This is a genomic window from Streptomyces sp. AHU1, from assembly GCF_045343905.1.
In the GTDB taxonomy this organism is placed as follows: Bacteria; Actinomycetota; Actinomycetes; order Streptomycetales; family Streptomycetaceae; genus Streptomyces; species Streptomyces triticiradicis.
Window position 1 is genome coordinate 281,271 of record NZ_CP174283.1, and the last position, 22,081, is coordinate 303,351.

17 protein-coding genes and 4 pseudogenes are annotated in these 22,081 nt (G+C 69.9%); 13 read left to right on the forward strand and 8 right to left on the reverse strand.

The annotated features are described in order from the left end of the window. The first annotated feature begins 92 nt into the window (after nt 1–92). The gene (locus tag ACICHK_RS01330; RefSeq protein ID WP_406835137.1) at nt 93–767 is read left to right on the forward strand and encodes a CBS domain-containing protein; all 675 of its coding nucleotides are present in this window, start codon (nt 93–95) and stop codon (nt 765–767) included. A 144-nt stretch (nt 768–911) separates the two neighbouring features. On the opposite strand, the pseudogene ACICHK_RS01335 reads toward ACICHK_RS01330, so the two are convergent. The 6 genes and pseudogenes from ACICHK_RS01335 to ACICHK_RS01360 all read right to left on the reverse strand — a co-directional run. Beyond that, nucleotides 912–1,046 (reverse strand): annotated as a pseudogene (locus ACICHK_RS01335) (universal stress protein); the annotation flags it as partial. Nucleotides 1,047–1,385: 339 nt separating this feature from the next. Continuing rightward, nucleotides 1,386–1,865 carry a hydrogenase maturation protease gene (locus tag ACICHK_RS01340; RefSeq protein WP_406835138.1) on the reverse strand — a complete coding sequence of 160 codons (480 nt, stop codon included), beginning with the start codon at nt 1,863–1,865 and terminating at the stop codon, nt 1,386–1,388. Continuing rightward, the gene (locus ACICHK_RS01345) at nt 1,862–3,208 is read right to left on the reverse strand and encodes a Ni/Fe hydrogenase subunit alpha (RefSeq protein ID WP_406835140.1); all 1,347 of its coding nucleotides are present in this window, start codon (nt 3,206–3,208) and stop codon (nt 1,862–1,864) included. The genes ACICHK_RS01340 and ACICHK_RS01345 overlap by 4 nt, the downstream gene beginning before the upstream one ends. Beyond that, nucleotides 3,205–4,083: an oxidoreductase gene (locus tag ACICHK_RS01350; protein ID WP_406835141.1), complete on the reverse strand. Its 879-nt coding sequence runs from the start codon at nt 4,081–4,083 to the stop codon at nt 3,205–3,207. Before ACICHK_RS01350 ends, ACICHK_RS01345 begins: the two co-directional genes overlap by 4 nt. A 1-nt stretch (nt 4,084) precedes the next feature. Beyond that, on the reverse strand, nt 4,085–4,903 hold the full coding sequence (locus ACICHK_RS01355) for an FAD/NAD(P)-binding protein (RefSeq protein ID WP_406835143.1): 819 nt from the start codon (nt 4,901–4,903) through the stop codon (nt 4,085–4,087). A gap of 61 nt (nt 4,904–4,964) precedes the next feature. Beyond that, nucleotides 4,965–6,149 (reverse strand): 4Fe-4S dicluster domain-containing protein, encoded by a 1,185-nt coding sequence (locus tag ACICHK_RS01360; RefSeq protein WP_406835144.1) that lies wholly within the window; start codon nt 6,147–6,149, stop codon nt 4,965–4,967. 298 nt (nt 6,150–6,447) lie between these two features. Between ACICHK_RS01360 and acsA the strand changes: the two genes are divergently transcribed. The 5 genes from acsA to ACICHK_RS01385 are packed head-to-tail and all read left to right on the forward strand — an operon-like array spanning nt 6,448 to nt 12,217. After that, a complete protein-coding gene (acsA, locus tag ACICHK_RS01365; RefSeq protein WP_406835145.1) occupies nt 6,448–8,280 on the forward strand; it encodes an acetate--CoA ligase in 1,833 nt (610 codons plus the stop codon). After that, nucleotides 8,277–9,302: a pyruvate dehydrogenase (acetyl-transferring) E1 component subunit alpha gene (gene pdhA / locus ACICHK_RS01370; protein WP_406835146.1), complete on the forward strand. Its 1,026-nt coding sequence runs from the start codon at nt 8,277–8,279 to the stop codon at nt 9,300–9,302. The genes acsA and pdhA overlap by 4 nt, the downstream gene beginning before the upstream one ends. Beyond that, nucleotides 9,299–10,381, forward strand: coding sequence for an alpha-ketoacid dehydrogenase subunit beta (locus ACICHK_RS01375; RefSeq protein ID WP_406835147.1), 1,083 nt, complete (start codon nt 9,299–9,301; stop codon nt 10,379–10,381). The genes pdhA and ACICHK_RS01375 overlap by 4 nt, the downstream gene beginning before the upstream one ends. Before the next feature lies 1 nt (nt 10,382). After that, complete coding sequence (locus tag ACICHK_RS01380; RefSeq protein ID WP_406835148.1) at nt 10,383–11,948, forward strand: 2-oxo acid dehydrogenase subunit E2; 1,566 nt, start codon at nt 10,383–10,385, stop codon at nt 11,946–11,948. A gap of 5 nt (nt 11,949–11,953) precedes the next feature. Continuing rightward, complete coding sequence (locus ACICHK_RS01385) at nt 11,954–12,217, forward strand: acyl carrier protein (RefSeq protein ID WP_406835149.1); 264 nt, start codon at nt 11,954–11,956, stop codon at nt 12,215–12,217. 45 nt (nt 12,218–12,262) lie between these two features. Here the strand turns inward: ACICHK_RS01385 and ACICHK_RS01390 are convergent, their stop codons facing one another. Next, on the reverse strand, nt 12,263–13,291 hold the full coding sequence (locus tag ACICHK_RS01390) for an alcohol dehydrogenase catalytic domain-containing protein (protein WP_406835150.1): 1,029 nt from the start codon (nt 13,289–13,291) through the stop codon (nt 12,263–12,265). Between the two features lie 74 nt (nt 13,292–13,365). Then, nucleotides 13,366–14,641: pseudogene (locus ACICHK_RS01395) on the reverse strand (AAA family ATPase). A 424-nt stretch (nt 14,642–15,065) separates the two neighbouring features. Between ACICHK_RS01395 and ACICHK_RS01400 the strand changes: the two are divergent. From ACICHK_RS01400 to ACICHK_RS01430, 7 genes and pseudogenes are all read left to right on the forward strand, one after another. Continuing rightward, nucleotides 15,066–15,424, forward strand: a pseudogene (locus ACICHK_RS01400) (universal stress protein); the annotation flags it as partial. Between the two features lie 338 nt (nt 15,425–15,762). Next, a pseudogene (locus tag ACICHK_RS01405) lies at nt 15,763–16,423 on the forward strand (helix-turn-helix domain-containing protein); the annotation flags it as partial. A 240-nt stretch (nt 16,424–16,663) separates the two neighbouring features. Beyond that, a complete protein-coding gene (locus ACICHK_RS01410; RefSeq protein WP_406835151.1) occupies nt 16,664–17,539 on the forward strand; it encodes a universal stress protein in 876 nt (291 codons plus the stop codon). 56 nt (nt 17,540–17,595) lie between these two features. Continuing rightward, the gene (locus ACICHK_RS01415; protein ID WP_406835153.1) at nt 17,596–20,007 is read left to right on the forward strand and encodes a glycoside hydrolase family 65 protein; all 2,412 of its coding nucleotides are present in this window, start codon (nt 17,596–17,598) and stop codon (nt 20,005–20,007) included. Nucleotides 20,008–20,275: 268 nt separating this feature from the next. Beyond that, the gene (locus ACICHK_RS01420) at nt 20,276–20,734 is read left to right on the forward strand and encodes a Crp/Fnr family transcriptional regulator (protein WP_406835155.1); all 459 of its coding nucleotides are present in this window, start codon (nt 20,276–20,278) and stop codon (nt 20,732–20,734) included. Nucleotides 20,735–20,760: 26 nt separating this feature from the next. Beyond that, nucleotides 20,761–21,414, forward strand: a complete 654-nt coding sequence (locus tag ACICHK_RS01425; RefSeq protein ID WP_406841134.1) for a CBS domain-containing protein — start codon at nt 20,761–20,763, stop codon at nt 21,412–21,414. A 161-nt stretch (nt 21,415–21,575) separates the two neighbouring features. After that, a complete protein-coding gene (locus ACICHK_RS01430) occupies nt 21,576–22,028 on the forward strand; it encodes an OsmC family protein (RefSeq protein WP_406835156.1) in 453 nt (150 codons plus the stop codon). Nucleotides 22,029–22,081: the final 53 nt, after the last annotated feature.

The following is a 22,081-nucleotide window of genomic DNA, read 5'->3' on the forward strand; positions in this document are numbered from 1 at the left end:
AGCGGTCATTTTGGGCCGGACGGCCCCTGGTCATCTGTTCCGCACGGGCACACGCTGGTAGAGGTAGACCCGGTTCAGACCTCGGAGTCATCATGTACGGCAGCCCGAGCATCGTCAGCGATGTCATGACCCACACAGTCGCCGCCGTGGGCAGGCAGGCCCCCTTCAAGGAGATCGTGCAACTGATGCACGACTGGCGGGTCAGCGCCCTCCCGGTGATCGAAGGCGAGGGCCGGGTTGTCGGTCTGGTCTCAGAGGCGGACTTGTTGCCCAAGGAGGAGGTGCGGGACAACCCTGATGTGGCCGACCTCCGACTGCGTCAGCCGGTCGACGTGGCAAAGGCCGAAGCGGCCACCGCGGGCGATCTGATGTCCTCCCCCGTCATCACCGTCCAAGCGAACGCCACGCTTGCCGAAGCAGCAAGGGTCATGGCACGAGACGGAGTCAAACGGCTTCCCGTGGTCGACAAGATCGGAATGCTGGAGGGAATCGTCAGTCGGGCCGACCTGCTCAAGATCTTCCTGCGCGATGACGAGGCGATCGCCGAGGAAGTCCAGCGCGAAATCGTGTCCCCCCTCTTTCCCCCGCCGGCCTCGGCCATCCAGGTGAAGGTGCACGACGGAGTCGCCACGCTGACGGGCAGCACCCACGACACTGCCATGGTCCCCGTGGCCGCACGTCTGGTGCGGGCCGTCGAAGGCGTGGTGGACGTCCAGTTCGACCTCGCCCACGAAAGCCTTGGAACGCGTGAGGCCGGTCGGCCCTGACGACCTCGTGCACGGTCGGTCGTGGCTCAGCGCTCGGGTGGCTCGTCGGACTGTGCATGATAAGGGCCGAGGCGCGTGAGCCACCGAGGGGGAGATCCATGCCGCGTTCCAGTGGCCCTGAGCCGACGGCACCCGGCTCTTGGGTCATGTCTTCTCGGTACGAACGATCACGACCGGACACGTCGCATGCTGTGACACGTGCTGGCTGACGGACCCGAGCAGGGCGCTCGCGAACCCGCCCCTGCCCCGGCTGCCGACGACCAGGGCCTCCGCGCCTTCGCCCGTATGCGGTCGCCGGCCTGCCCAGTCCACCCCTGACATCCACGTTGCGGGCCCCATAGGCGGACCGCCAGAGATGCGCATCCGTCGGTATGACGGACCACGGCGCGTCGTCAGTGCCGGTGGCGCCTCGTCCCGTCGGACTCCACGCTCTCCGACGCGCAGTTCCACTGGGCCGGCCGGTGGCGCTCGGCCCTTCGCTCGACGCACCGCCACACACCGTAGGCTGTGACACAGGTACCGAGCACGGTCTCGCATGCCACCTCGACACCAGCGATCACCGCGGAGTCCGGATTCCCCGACGGCCTTTCGGTCTCCTGCGGCTCGTGGTTCCGTCTCCTACGGCTCGTGGTTCCGCGCATGGGCCCGTCGTACGGAGGCAGCGGCACGGTCGGTCAATGCGGGGAGGGCCGACCGCACCGCTTCGCTCAGACGCGTGCCGAGCTCGACGTCGGCCACCTCCACGGCGTGCACCACCAGCCTCGACGGCAGCAGGTCGAGGGCCTCCGCCAGGGCGAGGCAGTCCCCGAGACCGAAGCCGTGTGTGCTCGCCGTGCCCCGGTGGCAGCCGGCCGCCTCCGCGAGCGTCAGGGTGTGCAGCGCACCCGGCCGGGCCGGCCGGGTGCGCAAGGCTTCCACGACGACCACGGTGTCGGCGCCACGCCACAGATCGAGCAGGCGTCCGGGTTCACCGTCGCTGACCGCCAGGACGGTGTCAGCGGGCACCCGGTCCCGCAATGCCTCCACCACCGCCGGGCCGATCCCGTCGTCCCCGCGCAGAGGATTGCCCACGCCGATCACCACGACCCGGCCGCTCATGTCCGGTCCAGGGTCAGGTCGATGAAGTGTGCGGCGCAGGAGATGCAGGGATCGTGATTTCGGACGACTCGCTCGCAGAGGCGGGCCAGCTCCTCGTCGTCCGCGGCGGGTCCCTCGTTGTCCAGGCGGGTCTGGACCGCCCTGCGCACGTCTTCCTCGATGGCCGTCTGGTTCTGGGCGGTGGGCGGAATGATGCGGGCCGCGGTGAGGGTGCCGTCCCCCGCGAGGGCATAGCGGTGGTACAGAAGACCCCGGGGTGCTTCGGTGGCCCCCGCGCCGACCGCCTCACGCGGCGGGACCTCGACGGCAGGCCGTGGGGGTGGTTCGTATCCGTCGATGAGCCGCAGGGCTTCCTCGACCGCCTGCACCACCTCCACGGCACGTACGACGATGCTCCGGAAAGGGTTGTCGCAGATCGCGCCGCCGTCGGGGTCGCCCAACCCGGCGTTCCGCGCCGCCTCGGCCGCCACGGGATGCAGCCACCGGCCGTTGATCGCGTAGCGGGCCAGCGGGCCGGTCAGGAAGCGGCGGCCGTCCAGCGTGGCTGTCAGGGCAGTGGAGTGCGGTACCTGTCCTTCCCGGACGTGCTCCTCGAAATCCGACACCGGGAACTCGTGCAGCCTCGGGTCTTGTTTCCATGCGCCCATGACAGCGGGCGTCCCGGAGTCGATGGCATAGCGGCCGGGGTCGCGCAGGGCGAGCAGATCGTGGCCGCACACGGCGTCGGGGAAATCGAACGCCGCCACCCATAGGACGGTGTCCAGGGCATCCTCACGGGCCCGCCGAAGCCGCTCCGCCAGGGGTCGCAGTTCGGCGGGTGCCGGCGTCCGGTAGAAGCCGCCCACTCGGATGTTGACCGGGTGGATGGGCCGGCCTCCGAGCTGTTCCAGGATCGCGTTGCCGGCCTGCTTGAGTCTCAGACCGCGCTCCACCGCAGCCCGTTGGTCGTGGGCGAGTCCCACCACGTCCGTGTGGCCGAGGAAGTCCGGGGCGTGCAGCAGATGGATGTGCAGGGCGTGGCTCTCGATCCATTCGCCGCAGTACAACAGGCGGCGCAGCTGGGCGAGGGAGCCGTCCACCGTGACACCGCAGGCCTTCTCAATGGCCTGGCAGGCGCTCATCTGGTAGGCGACCGGGCAGATGCCGCAAATACGTGAGGTGATGTCGGGGGGTTCCGTATGACCCCGGCCGATCAGGAACGCTTCGAAGAAGCGCGGAGGTTCATAGATGCGAAGACGTGTCTCGGTGACCGAGCCGTCCTGGACGCGCAGATGGAGTGCCGCTTCGCCCTCCACCCTGGCCAGCGCGTCCAGCCGTAGCACTCGGGTTCCGCGATGTTTCATGAGGGCCTTTCCGGACGAGGTTCCGTCCTGGCCGGAGGTCTCCCCTGCTCCATCGCCGCGAGTTCGGCTACGGGGGCATATTCCGGCGACGCGGCGTTGAAGGTGCGGAAGACGCGCAGAATGTCGGACTCACTCATCCCGTCGCGGCGCAACTCCGCGACCATGGAGCGCAGATTGGGCTGAACCGTGGGGCCGAAGCAGCCGTAGCACCCGCGTCCGTAAGCGGGGCAGATGGCACCGCACCCGGCGTGCGTGACCGGGCCCAGACAGGGGGTGCCGTGAGCCACGGTGATGCAGGTGGTGCCGCGCCGCTTGCACTCGAAGCAGACGCTGTGGCCGGGTATGCGGGGTTTGCGTCCGGCGAGGTGGGCGGTGATGACTTCGAGGAGCTGGCGGCGGTCGATGGGGCAGCCGCGCAGTTCGAAGTCGACGGTGACATGGTCCGAGATCGCGGTCGAGGTCTCCAGCGTGGAGATGTACTCGGGGCGGGCGTAGACCGCGGCGAGGAACTCGTCGACGTCGGCGAAGTTGCGCAGCGCCTGGATGCCGCCCGCGGTGGCGCAGGCTCCGATGGTCACCAGATACCGGGACACGCGGCGGATGTGCTGGATCCGTTCGGCGTCCTCGGTGGTGGTGACGGACCCTTCGACCAGGGAGAGGTCGTACGGTCCCCGGCCTTCCAGCCGCGCGCGCTCTCCGTCGGAGCCCTCGACCGGGGACATCTCCAGGAAGTGGTCGATCCGCACGCGGTCGGCGAGAGCAAGGAGTTCGTCCTCACAGTCGAGCAGGGTCAGCTGGCAGCCGTCGCAGGAGGCGAACTTCCAGACGGCGAGCGTCGGCCGCGTATCGGTGCCTGTTCCCGGATCGCTGGTCATGTCACAACTCCCTCACCTGGAGCAGACGTGCCACGCGGTCGTAGCCGACGACCGGCCCGTCCCGGCACAGCAGGAGCGGGCCGAGCTGGCAATGGCCGCAATGACCGGTGGCGCAGCGCATGTTGCGTTCCAGGGACAGCTGCACGCGGTGCGGCGCCAGGCCCCGGACCAGGAGGTCGCGGGCGGTGTGACGCATCATCACCTCGGGCCCGCACACGAGCGCACAGCTGCGTTCGGGCCGCAGTTCGAGGCGGTCCAGGAGCGTGGTCACCACGCCCACGTCACCGCGCCAGCCCGCTTCGTGGCGGTCGACGGTCACCTCCACCCGGGCCGGCCCGCGCCAGCTCTCGATCTCGTCCCGGAAGACAAGGTCGGCGGGGGTACGTGCGCCCACCAGGACGACGACCCGGCCGTACGCGTCCGGCCGGCCCAGAACCTCGTGCACAACCGGCCGCAGCGGAGCCAGCCCGATGCCTCCAGCGATCACCAGCACGTCGTACCCGGCAGCCGCTTCCAGGTCCCAGCCCGATCCGTACGGCCCGCTGAGCCCGACGGTGTCGCCTGGGCATAGCAGGTACAACGCGGCCGAGGCCGCGCCGACCGCGCGCACGGTGTGCACGAGACCCCCGTGACGGCCGCGCAGGCAGCTGACCGAGATGGGCACCTCACCGACCCCGAACGCGTAGATCATCGCGAACTGCCCCGGCACGAAGGGCGGGAGTTCCCGTCCCGCCGGTACCAGTTCGATCGACCGGGTGTCGGCGGTCTCGGCCTGTGTATCGGCGACGCGATACGGCAGCGGGGGCAGCACGGCGGTCATGACCGCCTGCTTTCCGGCAGCCGTGCGGTCGAGCGGGAGGCCTGGGACACGGGTACGCCGGTCACGTCACCGCCTCCTGCGATGCCGGTGGGTCAGGACTAGTCCAGTCATGCAGGGCGGCGGCCTCCTCGGTGATGTCGATGCCGACCGGGCACCACACGATGCAGCGGCCGCAGCCCACACAGCCGGACGAGCCGAACTGATCGTGCCAGGTGCCGAGTTTGTGAGTCATCCACTGCCGGTAGCGGCTGCGCGTGGAGGCACGGACCGGTCCACCGTGCAACTGGGAGAAGTCGAGGTCGAAGCACGAATCCCACAGCCGCCACCGCTCCGCGTGGTCGCCGGTGAGGTCAGTGACGTCCTCCGTGGTCGTGCAGAAGCAGGTGGGGCACACCATGGTGCAGTTGCCGCAGGTCAGGCACCGCCCGGCGACGTCGTCCCAGCGGGGCGCGTCGAGCGTTCCGGCCATCAGCTCCCGCAGATCGGCCTCGGGCATGGTCCGCCCCATGCGGTCCGCGGCAGCCGTGACGGCGATGCGAGCCGTTTCCCGGGAATCCGGGTCGGCCGGACGCGCGGGCAGCTCCGCCAGGATCTCCGCGCCTTCCCGGCTACCGCTGCGGACCCAGAAGCGGTGCCCGTCGTCACCGGCCACTTCGGTCATCACCAGGTCGTAGCCGGGACCGGAGGCGGGCCCGGTGCCCATCGACACGCAGAAGCACGTGGCGCCCGGCTCCGTGCACTCGACGACGATCAGCAGTGCTCCGGAGCGCCGCTCCTCGTACACGAGGTCTTTGTACACCCCACCGGTCAGGACCCGGTCCTGCATGGCGATGGCCCGCAGATCACAGGGCCGCACGCCCAGGAAGGCATACCGAGGAGGCTCATCCCGGTCGGCCGTGAGGACCAGCTCCCCCTCCACCCGGTCGGCGCTCCACTGCCGCACCCGTGGTGGATGCAGGAACTGTTTCCACGACTGGGGCCCCGCCGCGTTCGCGAAGGCGGCGCCGTCAGGACGTTCCTTCAGCCGGTACCGCCCGGCCGCCAGCTCCACGCCCCATCCGTACGGCAACTCGTCGGCCGAACGCAGCTCCGCCAGTACGATCGCGCCGTCCCGCACCGTGGGCCCGACCACGATGAACCCGCGCCGGATCAGCACGTCGACGAGCACGGCCATCCCGTCCTTGCCCATCACCTGCCCGTCCGACTCGGCAGGAGGGGAGGAGTCCATCTCGGCGTCCGACCTCATCACCGATCTCCTTCAGCATCACGGACGACAGGTGGGATATTTCACCCTTAACCCCATTACCGCAGCATTTCGGCTGAGGCGGCGCACCGACAGAGCCATGCGGGGAAGGGCCAGGGGCCATTGGGCCCTGGTGTTCTCCGGTGCCGGCAGCGGCGGTCCCTGACGGACCTGCCTCGTCTCGATCGAGCGGTTGCCAGGCACCTGGGCCGACCGGCGACCCGCCAGGGCCATTGGACCCAGTGCGAACAGGCCGGCGCAGACGGATGGTCGAAGAGAGCCCGACGAAAGGAGGGCCGACATGCCGTGGGAGACCATTCGAAAGGACGCCCCGCCTCGAATCGCCCCTAACCTGGGCGAATACGCCAAAGAGTGTGCGGACTTCTCGTGGTCCAGCGCACGGGCCGGGCTGGAGGGGCTGCCCGGCGGACGGGGACTGAACATCGCGCACGAGGCCGTGGACCGTCACGCGGCATCAGAGCGCGCGACGGCGATCGCGTTGCGCTGTGTGGGGCGGGACGACTCCGTGACCTGCGTGACCTACGCGGACCTGGCCCGTTCCACGGCACGGTTCGCCAATGTGCTCCGTACCCTCGGTATCGGACACGGCGACCGCGTGGTGACACTGCTGGGCCGGTGCCCCGAGCTGTTCACCGTCGTCCTCGGCACGCTCAAGAACACCAGCGTCCTGTGCCCGCTGTTCTCCGCGTTCGGACCGGACCCCGTGACCCAGCGGGTGACGCTGAGCGACGCGCAGGTGCTGGTCACCACTGCGGACCTGTACCGCAAGAAGGTCGCCGGACGACGACCCGCACTGGCCGCGCTGCGCCATGTGCTGATCGTCGGCGAGGGCGCGGACGAACTGCCCGGCGCGGTGTCCCTCACCGCGCTCATGGCCGACGCGGACGACACCTTCACCATTCCGCCGACCTCCCCCCACGACATGGCCCTGCTGCACTTCACGAGCGGCACGACAGGCATCCCCAAGGGCGCGGTGCACGTGCACGAGGCCGCCGTCGCCCACTACGTCTCCGCGCTGTACGCCCTCGACCTCCACCAGGACGACGTCTTCTGGTGCACCGCGGACCCGGGCTGGGTCACCGGCATGTCCTACGGGATCATCGCACCGCTCATGCACGGGGTGACGGTCGTGGTGGACGAGGGCGACTACGACGCCCGCCGCTGGTACCGGATCCTCGCCGAGCAGCGGGTGAACGTCTGGTACACGGCACCGACGGCCCTGCGCATGCTGATGCGGACGACGCCGAGGACCGGACCCTACGACCTGCCCCGCTCCTTCGACCTGAGCGCGCTGCGGTTCATCGCGTCGGTGGGCGAGCCCCTCAACCCGGAGGCGGTGATCTGGGGACGTGATGTGCTCGGACTGCCGGTGCACGACAACTGGTGGCAGACGGAGACCGGCGCCATCATGATCGCCAACTTCGCCGCCTGCGACATCCGCCCCGGCTCGATGGGGCGTCCGCTGCCCGGTATCGAGGCAGCTGTTCTCCAGCGCGGCGAAGACGGCCGGGCCGAGGTCACCGACGGGCATGTCACCGTGCTGGAGGAGCCCGGCCTGGAGGGCGAGCTGGCGCTCCGGCCCGGCTGGCCCTCCATGTTCCGCGGATATCTGCACGACGAGCCGCGCACCGCGGCGGCCTTCGCGGACGGCTGGTACCTCACCGGCGACCTGGTCCGACGGGACGCGGACGGCTGGTACTGGTTCGTCGGGCGGGCCGACGACGTCATCAAGTCCGCGGGGCACCTCATCGGGCCCTTCGAGGTCGAGAGCGCCCTGATGGAGCATCCCGCGGTCGCCGAGTCCGGGGTGATCGGCCGGCCCGACCCCGTCGCCGGGAACATCGTCAAGGCGTTCGTCACGCTGAGGCCCGGCTTCGACGCGAGCACCACGATGCGTCAGGAACTGCTGGCCTTCGCCAGGCGTCGGCTCGGCCCCGCCGTGGCACCCCGCGAGATCGCCTTCGACCAGCATCTGCCGCACACACGCAGCGGCAAGGTCATGCGCCGCCTGCTGCGGGCACGCGAACTCGGCCTCCCCGAGGGCGACGTCTCGACCCTGGAGGACTCCACCCGGGAGGTTTCCTCCCCTGCGAGGACGGAGCAGTCGGCATGAGCACCACCCGCAGCCCGCGCGCCCGGCGGCCCGTCTCCCGGCAGAGCCGTGCGCTCGCGCACCGCATGGCCCTCCTGGAGTCCATGCTCCGCGTCCGCCGATTCGAGGAACGCTGCGTGGAGCTGTACAGCGCCGCACGGATCCGGGGTTTCATGCACCTGTACATCGGTGAGGAAGCCGTCGCCGTCGGCGTCAACGAGGCGCTCACGGACGACGACGCGGTGGTGTCGACGTACCGTGAACACGGGCACGCACTCGCCCGCGGTGTTCCGGCCGAGGCGATCATGGCGGAGATGTTCGGCAAAGCCACCGGCTGCAGCGGCGGCCGTGGCGGCTCGATGCACCTGTTCGACGCCGGCCGACGCTTCTACGGCGGCAACGCGATCGTCGGTGGCGGGCTTCCGCTCGCGGCCGGCCTCGCCCTCGCCGACCGCATGACCGGCCGTAACCGGGTCACCTGCTGTTTCTTCGGCGACGGCGCCTTCGCCGAAGGCGAGTTCCACGAGACCGCCAACCTCGCCGCGCTCTGGGGACTGCCCCTGCTGCTGGTCTGTGAGAACAACTTGTACGCGATGGGCACGGCCCTGGCACGCCACCAGGCCCAGACCGACCTCGCGCTGCGTGCCGCCGGATACGGCATGGTCTCCTGGTCCGTCGACGGGATGGACGTCTTCGCCGTCGAGGACGCGGCCCGTCGAGCGGCCGAGGGAGTGCGCGCCGGAGCCGGACCGCACTTCCTGGAGATGCGCACGTTCCGCTTCCGCGCCCACTCCATGTACGACTCCGACCGTTACCGCGACAAGGCCGAGATCGAGCGCTGGAAGGAACGCGACCCGGTCGAGGGACTCGCCCGGCGGATGGAGACGGCCGAAGAACTTTCCGACAAGACCCGCACGGACCTGGAGGACCGCCTGATCGCCGAGATCGACGGCGCCGTCGAGGCCGCCGAACAGGCTCCCGAAGAGCCCGTCGAAGATCTGCTGAAGTACGTCACCAGCCCGGTGGAGGCGAGCCGGCCATGACCGCGACCCACACTCGTACCGCCAAGCCCACCACCGCGCCGTCCGACCGGAAGACGACCTATCGGGAGGCGATGCGCGAGGCGATGCGCGAGGCGATGCGCACCGACGAGCGGGTGTTCCTCATGGGCGAGGATGTCGGCCGGTACGGCGGCTGCTTCGGCGTCAGCCTCGGCCTGCTGGAGGAGTTCGGACCCGAACGGGTCCGGGACGCCCCACTGTCGGAGTCCGCGTTCGTCGGCGCCGGCATCGGAGCCGCTCTGGCGGACATGCGGCCGATCGTCGAGATCATGACGGTCAACTTCAGTCTGCTGGCCCTGGACCAGATCCTCAACAACGCCGCGACCCTGCTGCACATGTCGGGCGGCCAGTTGCCCGTACCCATCGTGATCCGCATGACCACGGGTGCGGGACGGCAGCTCGCGGCCCAGCACTCGCACAGCCTGGAGGGCTGGTACGCACACATCCCCGGCCTGCGCGTCCTGGCCCCGGCGACCCTCACCGACGCCCGGTACATGCTGGCCCCCGCACTCGCCGACCCCGACCCCGTCCTGATCTTCGAGCACGGGAGTCTCTACAACGTGTCCGGCGACCTGCCCGCCGATGCGGGGCCGGTCGACATCGACCGCGCGGCGCTCCGCAGGCCCGGGACGGACGTCTCCCTGATCACCTACGGTGGCTCGCTGCCCAAGGCACTGGCCGCCGCCGACGACCTCGAGACCGACGGCGTCAGCGCGGAGGTCGTCGACCTGCGTACTCTGCGCCCGCTGGACGACGTCACCATCGGCGACTCGGTCGCCCGTACGCACCGCGCCGTCGTCATCGATGAGGGCTGGCGGACCGGCAGCCTCGCCGCGGAGATCTCCGCACGCCTCACCGAGCAGCACTTCTACGACCTCGACGCTCCCGTGGAGCGGGTGTGCAGCGCCGAAGTGCCCATCCCGTACGCCCGCAGACTGGAGGAGGCAGCGCTGCCGCAGGTCGACGGGATCGTCACGGCCGCCCGCCGCGCCGTCGGCGGACCCGTTCCGACCGGAGCCGACGAGCCCGCACGGCAGCCGGTCACCGAAGGGGCGGACTGATATGACCGCGTTCACCATGCCCTCCCTCGGCGCCGACATGGACGAGGGACTGCTGCAGGAATGGCTCGTGAGCCCTGGGGACCACGTTCACAAGGGTGACGTCGTGGCGGTCGTGGAGACCGACAAGGCCGCCATCGAGGTCGAGTGCTTCGAGTCGGGCACCGTGGGTCGACTGCTCGTCCCGCCCGGGACCCGCGTGCCGGTGGGAGCACCACTCGCGATGATCGAGGACGACGCCGCGCCCGGTGCGCCGACGGGCGCTCCGCTCGCGCCGAAGGCGGCTGGTGCCGAGACAGCGCCGGCATCGGCACCCGAGCCGGTCGAAAAACCTGTCACCCACGAGCCGCCCGAACGCGCGACAGCCGATCGAGAACCGACCGCGCGGCACGAACGCCCGAAACCTCGGCGGAAGGCGGTTCGGAAGGGCGATCTCGCCCCGGAGCCCGAACCCACGGAATCCCGGGAAAGGGCGACGGAGCATCCCACCCATGCGGCACGCCCCCCGGCGCGCCCGGCGCCGGAGCCGTCCGCCGAGGCCGGCTCGGCCTTCGGGGCAGGACCACTCGTGCGGCACCTCGCGGTGCTCCGCGGCGTGGACCTGACCACACTGCACGGCACCGGCCGCGGCGGACGCATCACCCGTACCGACGTGGAGCACGCCGCGCCTCCCGTCGCAACCCGGCCGCGAGTCACCCCGTACGCGCGACGGCTCGCCCGTGACCTCGGCATCGACCTGACGGAAGTACGAGGCACCGGAGAGGACGGAGCCGTACGAGCCGCGGACGTGCGCACAGCCGTGCGTACGCGGTCCGGAGGCGATGAACCCGAGGAGCCCGACCGGCGCCGACGGGACAGCCGGGAGCGGGCACCCGCAGCCGTGACGAGCGCCGGCCCGGAACAGCGTACGGACGCCATGCGCCGTGCCATCGCCGACCTGATGAGCCGCGCCAAGCGGGAGATCCCGCACTACTATCTGTCCACCACCATCGACCTCACGGCGGCCGAGGACTGGCGTCGCCGGACCAACCGCGGTCGTACGCCTGCCGACCGTCTCGTGCCGGCCGCTCTGTTGCTGAAGGCCGCCGCTGTGGCGGCCCGCGACGTGCCGGAGCTCAATGGCCACTGGCAGAACGACGGGTTCGTGCCGGGGACCGAGGTCAACCTGGGTGTCGCCGTGTCGCTCCGGCAGGGCGGACTGCTGGCGCCGGTGATCCACCGCGCCGACACGTTGCCCCCCGACGCCCTCATGGCCGGCCTCAAGGACCTGGTCCAGCGCGCCCGTCGGGGACGGCTGCGCGGCAGCGAGACGACCGGCGCCACCCTGACCGTCACCAACCTGGGCGAGCAGGGAGTGGAGACCGTGTTCGGTGTCATCCACCCACCTCAGGTGGCCCTGGTCGGCTTCGGCGCGGTCCTCGAGCGGCCCTGGGCCACCGCCGGCCTGCTCGGCGTACGCCCGTTGGTGACGGTGACCCTGGCCGCCGACCACCGAGCCACGGACGGTGCCGTGGGGGCGCGCTACCTCACGGCGGTCGACCGACTGCTGCAGAGACCGGAGGAGCTGTGAACCCCATGAAACCTCTGACCAACGCAGAAGCCTTGACTGCGGTCAAGGAGTCGATCACACAGATCATCCCCGACGCCGACTTCACCCGGGTCGAACCGGACGACAAGTTCCGTGACGTGCTCGAATTCGATTCGCTCGACTTCCTCGGCCTGGTGGAGCGGCTCACGGAACGCACAGAAGTCCGGATCGACGAGGAGGACTACCCGGAGCTGACCACGCTGTCCGATGCGGCACGGTTCCTCGTCGAGAGAACCGCCCACCGGTCATGATGCCTTCGAGGCCCGCACAACGGCGAAGCGACGACCGGTGAGCCGTCACTCGCGATGCAGCACGACCTTGAGGGCTCCCGTGGTCGCGCCGCGTGCGAACACCTCGTAGGCGTCTTCCATCCCGTCGAGGCCGAAGGTGTGGGTGACCAACGGGGAGACGGGCAGGTGTCCGGACGTCATCAGCTCCAGCAGCCAGGGCGTTGAGGAGGTGTCCACCTGACCCGTACTGATCGTGATGTTCTTGCGCCACAGGGATTCGAGGTGCAACGTCGCCGGTTTACCGTGCGTACCGATATTGGCGATGTGCCCTCCCGCGCGGACGGCGCGCGTGCACAGGAGGAACCCGTCCGGATCTCCGGAGGCTTCGATGACCGTGTCGGCACCCGGTCCCTCCGACAGGTCGGCGATCATCTTCCCCGGCGATTCGGCAGCATCCGCCCCCGCACGAACGGCGGCCTCCAGCCGGGCGCCTTCCAGGTCCACGACGATGATCCGGCGGGGCAGGTACAGCCGCGCGATGATCACCGCGGCGAGGCCCACGGGCCCCGCACCCACTACGGCGACTGTGTCTCCCGGGCACACATGGCCGTTGCGCACCCCGACCTCGTAGGCGGTCGGGAGCACCTCGGCGAGCAGCACCGCGTCATCGAGCGGGAGGCTGGAGGGGCGTCGGGTGGTGGAGTGATCGGCAAAGGGGACCCGTACCAGTTCGGCCTGGGTCCCGTTGATCAGACTCCCCAGGATCCACCCGCCTCCCCCGCGGCACTGTCCGTACATGGCGTCACGGCACTCCCCGCACGATCCACAGGCCGATACGGACGACACGATCACCTGGTCTCCGGTCCGCAGGCGGTGGACTCCGCTACCGACCTCCACGATCTCGCCGACAGCCTCGTGGCCGAGGACCGTCCCCGGCCTCACTTCGTGGAAGTCGCCCTGACGGATGTGAAGATCGCTTCCGCAGACGGTGGTGGCGTCGATGCGCACGATGGCATCGGTGGGGTCTTGGATCGCAGGGTCCGGGACGGTGTCCCACGAGGTCTGTGCCGGGCCGTGGTAGACGAGTGCTCGCACTTACTCACTCCCTCGCTCCCCCACCTCCACGGTCACCCCCACAGTGCTCCAGGGCAACACGGTCAGCGCCCACCTCAGTCCGGTTCCATGTAGGGACGGCGGAAGACCGGCGCCTGACCGCTGCCCCACGGGCGCACGGCAGCCATTGCCCTGGTGACCGCGGATTCCAGCGCGCCGCCGGTGTCGACCGGCACAGCCTCACGCCATGGCGGTTCGCCCGCCGCCATGGCCGAGGCGATGCCAAGGTCGGCGTCGGACACTCCGGGCGCACGTGTGCTCAGGCGGGCGGCTGAGATGTCACCCGGCACCTGGCAGTGAAGAGCCACCAGGTCTGTGCTCGTGCGTTCGGCCACGAGCAGAGCCGCTCGGCGATGTGCGGCATCGGACCAAGTGGCGTCCAGGACGACGGACTCGCCGGAAGACAGCAGGGCGGCCGCGCGGTCGAGGAGAGCCGTGTACGTCTTCGCGGTCCACTCAGGCGTGTACAGGCCCTCGCGATATCCGGCCGCAGCAGACTGTTCGGCGGGGATGCCGGCGAGTTCCTTTCGGATCCGGTCGCTACTGAGCAGGGTGACTCCCAGCCGGTCGGCCAACGCTCCGGACAGGGTGGACTTCCCGCTGCCCGGCAGTCCGCCGACGAGGATCAGGCGGACGGCGGAGGTGCGCAGATGGCGCAGCGTCGCCGAGGTCAGCCGCCGCGACGCCACCTCCGCGCCCGCAGCGCCTTGGCGGGCTTGGATGAGGGAGACTTTGGCGCGGACGAACGCGCGGTAGGCGACGTAGTGGTGCCAAAGGGAGGCGGGTGCGGGATCGGCGGAGTACTCGCCGTACCGGACGAGGAAGTACGCCGCTGCCTCCGGGGCGCCGAGCTGTTCGAGGTCCATGGAGAGGAAGGCCGCGTCGTCCAGGCCGTCGACGTTCGGCGCACAGCTCGCGGACCTGCGCGAAGCTGGCTTCCCATCGCGACGACAGTGCTCCCCGAGTGCCCTGCTCGTCCACCTCCCGTCCTCGGGGTGCCTTTGCGTGCCACGCAGCGACCTGCCGGGCGATGACTCGGAGGACGTCATCGACGCAGACTCCCGTCGTCACGAGGTGGGAGAGGCGGCGGCCCTCCGGCATGCGGCGCATCACCACGATCGGTTCAATTTCCGACGTGCCTGGATCGCGGAACTCTCCCAGACCCAGATAGGCATCGGGAGCGAACCGACGATTGAGGGCGACCTCCCGCTCGCACGCGGCCCGACGCGCCGTCGCCGTGGTGTAGTCCAAGAACCCGAGATCGACCGGCTTCTTGAGCTTGTAAGCACGGTCGCCGACGAAGAACAGGACTGCGGTATGGGTCTCGCACACACCCGCGCGGGATTGCGGATCGCCTTCTTTCCGGGCATCCGGGGAAGCGAGGCAGCGATGTGAAGCCCTGGCCCAGCTGGCGTCCAACCGACGTCATGCTCAGTCATGGGGAACGACGGCATCGGGACAGCGCCCATGCGGAATGGCGGCCTGCGCCACCGGCCCGGCGGACGGCCCCCAGGTTCTCGGACGAGCCGTCGAGGCCTGCGGTGACGACTGATTGCATGGGGCAACCTCAGTCTCGTACGAAGCTGGAACTCACGGTGAACGAGTCCGCGGCCGAGCACTTGGTCCGTGCGTCGCCTGAACGCCTGAGACTGATGCGTTCTCTCCTTCAAGGATCACCCCCAACCTCTTCGTGGCGCATGTGGAAGCGTGGAGACGGAGCCGGAAGCGTGGAATCCGGTACGAGAGGAGACAGGACGTGGTGATTCCGCTCGTGGTCGGCGTCGACGGATCCGAGACGAGCCTGGAGGCGGTCGACTGGGCCGCCGACGAGGCGGTCCTGCACGCGGCGCCGCTCCACCTCCTACATGCGGCAACCGGCGAACCGGAAGTGGCCGATGTGATCGGCGCCGCTTCGGCACGTGCCAGAAAGACTGCGCCCGGCGTGCAGTTGTCCAGCGAGATCTCACACAAGGACGCGGCCTCCGCCCCGGTCGACAAAGGGCGCAACGCTTTCGCCCTGGTCCTGGGCCGAGAGGACTCGAGGACCTCGCCGACATGCTCCTTGGCTCGGTCGGCCTTGCCGTGGCGGCACGCGCCGACTGCCCGGTCGTCGTCACCGTCCCCCAGATATGACCGCCGTGGGACAAGGAGTTGGATCGGCGTCGGTTTCCGGGCCGGTCGCCGGTCCCGCGGGGACCTTCGGCCGTGTGACCGAAGACCGCTGCCGTTCGATCGTGGGAAGACGAAGGACCGGCCGACTCCTGCCGGAGGCCGACGAGCTCTTCCGAGGCATCCCGCCCGTCCGCTGAAGTCGCCTCACGCGCCGCTGGAATCACGGAGCTCAGCAGGACGCGGCCCACCCGGGCAAGGAGAGAGCGATGTCGCACACGGGACAGTGGAACGCACGCCTGAACCTCTTCTAAGTTGATACGGAGGCCCCGTCCGTCGTCGCCCCGCCGAGCGGGGCACACAACCCTGGCGACATCGGCCGGCGGGTGGCCCTCGAACGCCAGAGGCGGCGGCTCAGCCGGAGGGAAACGGCCGACCGCGCCCGCATGTCGACCCCCTACCTCGCCTACCTGGAGGAGCAGCCCGCCGACCCGACGTTGGCGACCCTCATCAGGCTGGCCGACGCACTGGGCACCACCGCCGCCGCTCTGCGCGGTGGCGGCGCAGATGTCCCTCCCGGGCAGGGACAGGCACTGCTTCACCCTCAGCTGCGGGACCTCGGCCCGGACGAATGCCGCACGCTGCTCTCCACGCACGGCGTGGGGCGTGTCTCGGTGTCTGCGTCCGACGGGCACCCGGCAGTGGTCCCGGTCAACTACGAGGTCGTCGATGACGCCATCGCTTTCCGGACCGCCCTCGGCTCCTGCGGCAGCTGCCGCAGGAGCCGAGGGCGCCTTCGAGGTCGACCACGTGGACGACGCTCTGAGCCTGGGCTGGAGCGTGCCCGTGGTCGGCACCGCCGATGTGGTGACGGACCCCGAGGTCACCGGCAGGCTCACCCTGCACGCACACACCACACCCTGGGCGGGCGGTGAGCGCGAGATGTGGATCTCGATCCGGCCCACGAGTCTCACGGGCCGTCGTATCGCACCATCCGATCAGTAGACGTGGTCATCGCCTCTCCCACGATGCGCGGAACAGGGATGGACATGTCCTCGGCCCTCGACCCGTACCGGAGGAGTTGGCTCAGCCGCTGTTTCCAGCAGCATCGCGACCCGGCTCGCCACAATCCGACCGGAACCCCACCCGCCCCTGAATCCGTGGTGTGTCGCGGCGCCGGGCAGGCAGTGCGACGGTGGTCACAGAAACTCTCGGCAGTCCGCCGGAGCGAAGGCGGTGACGGCGATGGCATTCCCCCTGGTCGTAGGCGTCGACGGATCTGACTCCAGTCTGCTGGCGGTCGACTGGGCAGTGGAGGAGGCGGCACGACACGGTCTGCCCTTGCGTCTTGTCCATGCCTCTCGGTGGGAGACCTACGAGGGAGTCCAGCCGTCGTTCAGGACCGACCGCTCCGGTGAAGAGGTCATGGCCCAACACATCGTCGCCTCCTGTCTGGAACGAGCCCGGCGTCGCGATCCTGCGGTCAAGGTGTCAGGCAGTGCGCTCGCGGAGGACGCCGTGTCCGCGCTGCTGCACGCGGGACCCGAGGCGTTCGCCCTGGTCACGGGTTCTCGTGGCCGAGGAGAGATCGCCGGGATGCTGCTGGGATCGGTCAGCCTCGCGGTGGCGGCGCGCGCCGTCTGTCCAGTCGTCGTGATCCGTGGTGCGGAGTCCAACCGCCACGGTACCTTCGGCCGTGTCGTGGTCGGCGTCGGTGCGGCAACCGGCGGCCCGGGAGCCGTACGGTTCGCCTTCCGCGAAGCTCAGGCGCGCGGATCCGAGCTCACGGCGGTGCGAGCCTGGCGCAACCCGTCGCAGGAGCCGGTGGACCACATGCTGCTCGCCGACGACGCCGCCCGGCTGCGTGAGGAGCGGGCTTCGACCGGCCTCGATGACGCTTTGCACGAGGCCGCACGGGAGCACCCCCAGGTCGAGGTCCGTCGCCGTACGGTCGAGGGTCCCGCGCACCGCGCTCTGCTGGAGGCATCGGCCCAGGCCGACCTGGTCGTCGTCGGCGCTCGGCGCCGACACGGCCACTTCGGCCTGCAACTGGGCAGGGTCGCCCACACCCTGCTGCACCATGCGGAATGCCCGGTCGCCGTCGTCCCGCAGCCGGTCTGAGGACAGCCGCGCTTTTCTGGGCCCGACAGCCTCCGGAGGAGAGGGACAGGTGGCTGATGTCGCAGTGGACGTGGGAGTGGACCGGCTACGCACCCTCCGCCGAGCGGTTGCGTGAATCGCTCTGCACGCTCGGCAACGGCTACTTCGCCACGCGGGGTGCGCTGCCCGAGTGCCGGGCCGGCCTGGTGCACTACCCGGGAACCTACGTGGCCGGGTGCTACGACCGCCTCGAGTCGACGGTGGCGGGACGGCAGGTGGTGAACGAGGACCTGGTCAATGTCCCCAACTGGCTGATTCTCCGGTTCCGTCTGCGCCGCGCCGAGGGAGCGTGGGGTTCTTGGTTCTCCCCGGGCAAGCACGCCTTCCTCTACCACCGTCATACTCTGGATCTGCAGCGCGGCACGCTCACCCGGTCCTTCCGCCACCAGAACGGCAAGGCTTCCTCGCTGAGCGTCGAGCAGACCCGCTTGGTGCACATGGGGGATCCGCATCTGGCCGCCCTGCAAACGGTCTTCACCGCCGAGGGTTGGTCGGGGGAGATCGAGATCGAAAGCGCCTTGGACGGCCAGGTGCTGAACGGCAACGTGCACCGATACCGGGCCCTCGAACGCCACCATCTGGCCCAGGTGCGGACCGGTGCGGAGGACCCCCACACCGTCTGGCTGAGCTGCCGGACCAATACGTCGGACATCACTGTCGCCCTGGCAGCCCGGACGACGGTTCGCCCCGACCGGTCTCCGGTCTCATCGGTGCTTCGTCCCGGCCGCCACCGAGCCGTGCACCGGCTGATCGTCCCGATCACGCCCGGACGGCCGGTAGCCGTGGAAAAGACCGTGGCACTGCACACCTCACGGGACCCGGCCATCAGCGATCCACTGGGCGAAGCGGTAGACCGGGTGTCCACAGCCCCGGACTTTCCCGCCCTGCTCGACTCCCACATCGCCGCGTGGGAGCGGCTGTGGCGGCGTACGGACCTGCGGGTGCCGGACGAGGCGGGCCGCATCCTGCGCTTCCACCTCTTCCACGTCCTCCAGACGCTGTCACCGCACACCGCGGATCTGGACGTGGGCGTCCCCGCCCGTGGGCTGCACGGCGAGGCGTACCGGGGCCACGTCTTCTGGGACGAGCTCTTCGTCCTGCCCTATCTCAACCTGCACTTCCCGGAGATCTCCCGGGCACTGCTCGACTACCGCTACCGACGCCTCCCGCGGGCCTGCAGATCGGCCGCCGCGACCGGCCGGGCCGGGGCGATGTTTCCTTGGCAGAGCGGCAGCGACGGCCGTGAGGAGACGCAGGAGTGGCATCTCAACCCCGACTCGGGCCGCTGGCTTCCGGACCACTCCCGGCTCCAGTACCACGTGGGTTCGGCGATCGCCTACAACGTATGGCAGTACTGCGAGGCCTCCGGCGACACGGAGTACCTGCACACGAAGGGCGCGGAGACGCTGCTGCAGATCGCCCGCTTCTGGGCGGACCTCGCCGTCTTCGACCCCTCGACGGGCCGCTACCGGATCCACGGCGTCGTCGGCCCGGACGAGTACCACGACAGCTACCCGGGCGCGGACCGGCCTGGGCTGGACGACAACACGTACACCAACGTCACCGCCGCCTGGGTCATCGCTCACACCCTGGAACTCCTGCGGCGGCTCCCCGCCTGGCGCCGCGAGGAACTGTTCTCCCGGGTGCGGCTGGACGCCGACGAACTGCAGAAGTGGGAGGAGGTCTCCCGGCGACTGCACGTGCCGTTCCATCAAGGTGTCATCAGCCAGTTCGAAGGCTACGACGATCTTGTCGAACTGCAGTGGGACAAATATCGCGCCCGGTACGGTGCCATCCGTCGGCTGGACCGGATCCTGGAGGCCGAGGGCGACACGGTCAACCGCTACAAGGCGTCCAAGCAGGCTGATGTCCTCATGCTCGGCTACCTGTTCTCACCCGCCGAACTACGGGCGCTGTTCGGGCGTCTCGGATACGACCTGGACGACGAGATCTGGTACAGAACCGTCGACTACTACCTGCGGCGCACCAGCCACGGCTCCACCCTCAGCGAACTCGTGCACGGGCTGGTCCTCGCCAAAGCCCGACGGGCCGACGCATGGCAGTACGTACACGAGGCCCTGGAGGCCGACATCGCCGACATCCAGGGCGGGACCACGGGCGAGGGCATCCACCTGGGGGCCATGGCCGGCACCCTCGACCTGGTCCAGCGCGGCCTCACAGGGCTGGAAACCCGCGACGACGCATTGTGGCTGGACCCGGTTCCCCTCCCGGCACTCTCCGAATACGGCTTCACGCTGCGCTATCGCGGTCACTGGGGCATCGGAGTACGGCGCCGGAGCGGACTGCTGGAAATCAGCGTGCCCGAGTCGGAAGAGTCGGCGGTGCGCGTGATGCTGCCCGATCGCGCGGTGACGATCGCGCCCGGGGAAATCTGCTCGCTAGAGGTACCGGACAGTGATTCCCCGTGACGTGGCAGGCCATGGCAATACGCAGCTGTATCAGGAGACGTTCAACGTTTTCCCCTCCGCTGCGTGTTCCTCCAGCATGCGAGGGGAGGGCGAGCAGCACGTCATGGGCCGGACGGTCCACCGACGGGGTCCGTGCGGCCCTTTTCCGGTGAGCATGTGCCGCCGCGCGACCGGGTCCAAGGGCCCCTGGACGGACCCGGGCGGCCCGTGGCGCCGGAACCGGGACGCGCCCAGGCTGGAAGCACCACCCATGAAGGGAGCCGGTGCGATGACCTCCGCCACCACGATGAACGCGGCTCTTGAACCCGTGTACCGCGAACGCCTGATGCGCCTGGCCCGCGAGGTCTCCTTCGAGGCCGGGACCCGTCTGTTCGAGGAAGGCGGGCGCGCCGACCACTTCTGGATCGTGCACACCGGTACTGTCGGCCTCGATCTGCACGTGCCCGGTCGGCGGCCCGATCCGATCGAGACCCTCGGGCACGGCGAACTCATCGGCTGGTCCTGGCACTTCCCGCCGTACCTCTGGCAGCTCGGTGCCGAGGCGATGAGCCCGGTCCGGGCCTGGGAGTTCGACGCCGAGGCCGTACGGGCGCTGTGCGACGAGGACCCCGAGTTCGGCCGGGCCGTCGCGATCTGGGTCGGTCGCGTGGTCGCCCAACGGCTGCACGCCTCCCGCATCCGGCTGCTGGACCTTTACGCCCCCTACGGCAGCGGCGGCCTGACATGACCACCCAGCCTCGTGAGGAGAAGACCATGCAGAGCGGCCCGTACCGGGTGGGTGACGTGATGACGCGTGCCGTCGTCGCGGTGGGCCGCAGGGCCCGGTTCAAGGACATCGTCGAGCGCATGGAGCAGTGGCAGGTCGGTGCCCTGCCCGTGCTGGAGGGCGACGGCCGGGTGATCGGGCTGGTGTCCGAGGCCGACCTGCTGCCCAAGGAGGAGTTCCGGGACAGCGATCCGGGCCGCGTCACCCAGATGCAGCGGCTGTCCGACCTGGCCAAGGCGGGGGCGGTGAGCGCCGAGGAGCTGATGAGCGCGCCGGCCGTCACCGTGCATGCCGACGCCACGCTCCCCGAGGCCGCGCGCATCATGGCCCTGCGGCACGTCAAACGGTTGCCCGTCGTGGACGCCGACGGTGTGCTCGAAGGCGTCGTCAGCCGGGGTGACCTGCTGAAGGTGTTCCTGCGCCCGGACGAGGACCTCGCCGAGGAGATCCGGCGGAGGTTGCTCGACACGCTCTCCCCGGCTCCGGACGAGCCGGTGCGCGTCACGGTGGCCGAGGGGGTCGCGACACTGACCGGGAGGGTCGAGGACGACTCCCTGATACCGCTTGCCGTCCGGCTCGCGCAGGGCGTCGAAGGCGTGGTGAGCGTCGACTGTCTCCTCACCGGGACCGGCGAGGAGTGAGGCTGAGCCGGGCTCCGTCGGCGAGACCGGCTTCAGCCGCGTCCGCGGAACCGCACCAGGGCCGAACGGTCCCGTTCTGACCCGATCGGCTCATCGGGCCGCCGTCCAAACCGCGTTCCACTGGAACCAGGCAGCAGGAGCATCGTCCAGGGAGGCCGGCCATGACGAGCGCAGTACCGGAGACGACGGGCGAGCGGGCGCCGCAGGAAGCGGTCGTGCACGAGTTGGACGTCACCCACGTCGACGGTGACGCGTACGCGGTGGACATCCGAGGTCACCAGCTACGGGTCGACCAGCCCGTGGACACGGGCGGGACGGACACCGCGCCGACCCCCGTCGAGCTGTTCGCCGCGTCACTGGCCACCTGTGTCGCCTTCTACGCGGGCCGCTACCTCCAGCGCCACGGACTGTCTCGGGCCGGCCTGCGGGTCCGTACGGAGTTCACCATGGCCACGGACCGTCCGGCACGCGTCGAGTCCATGCGCCTGGTCATCGTTCCGCCACCCGCGCTGCCCGTCCGACGCCATGCGGCCATGCTCGCGGTCGCCTCTCACTGCACCGTTCACAACTCGCTCCACGAGCCCCCGGTGATCGGCATCGAACTGGAGGCCTGAAGCCGGCCTTGCGTCGGTACACCGGTCGACCTCGCGGGTCAGGGCCCCATGGC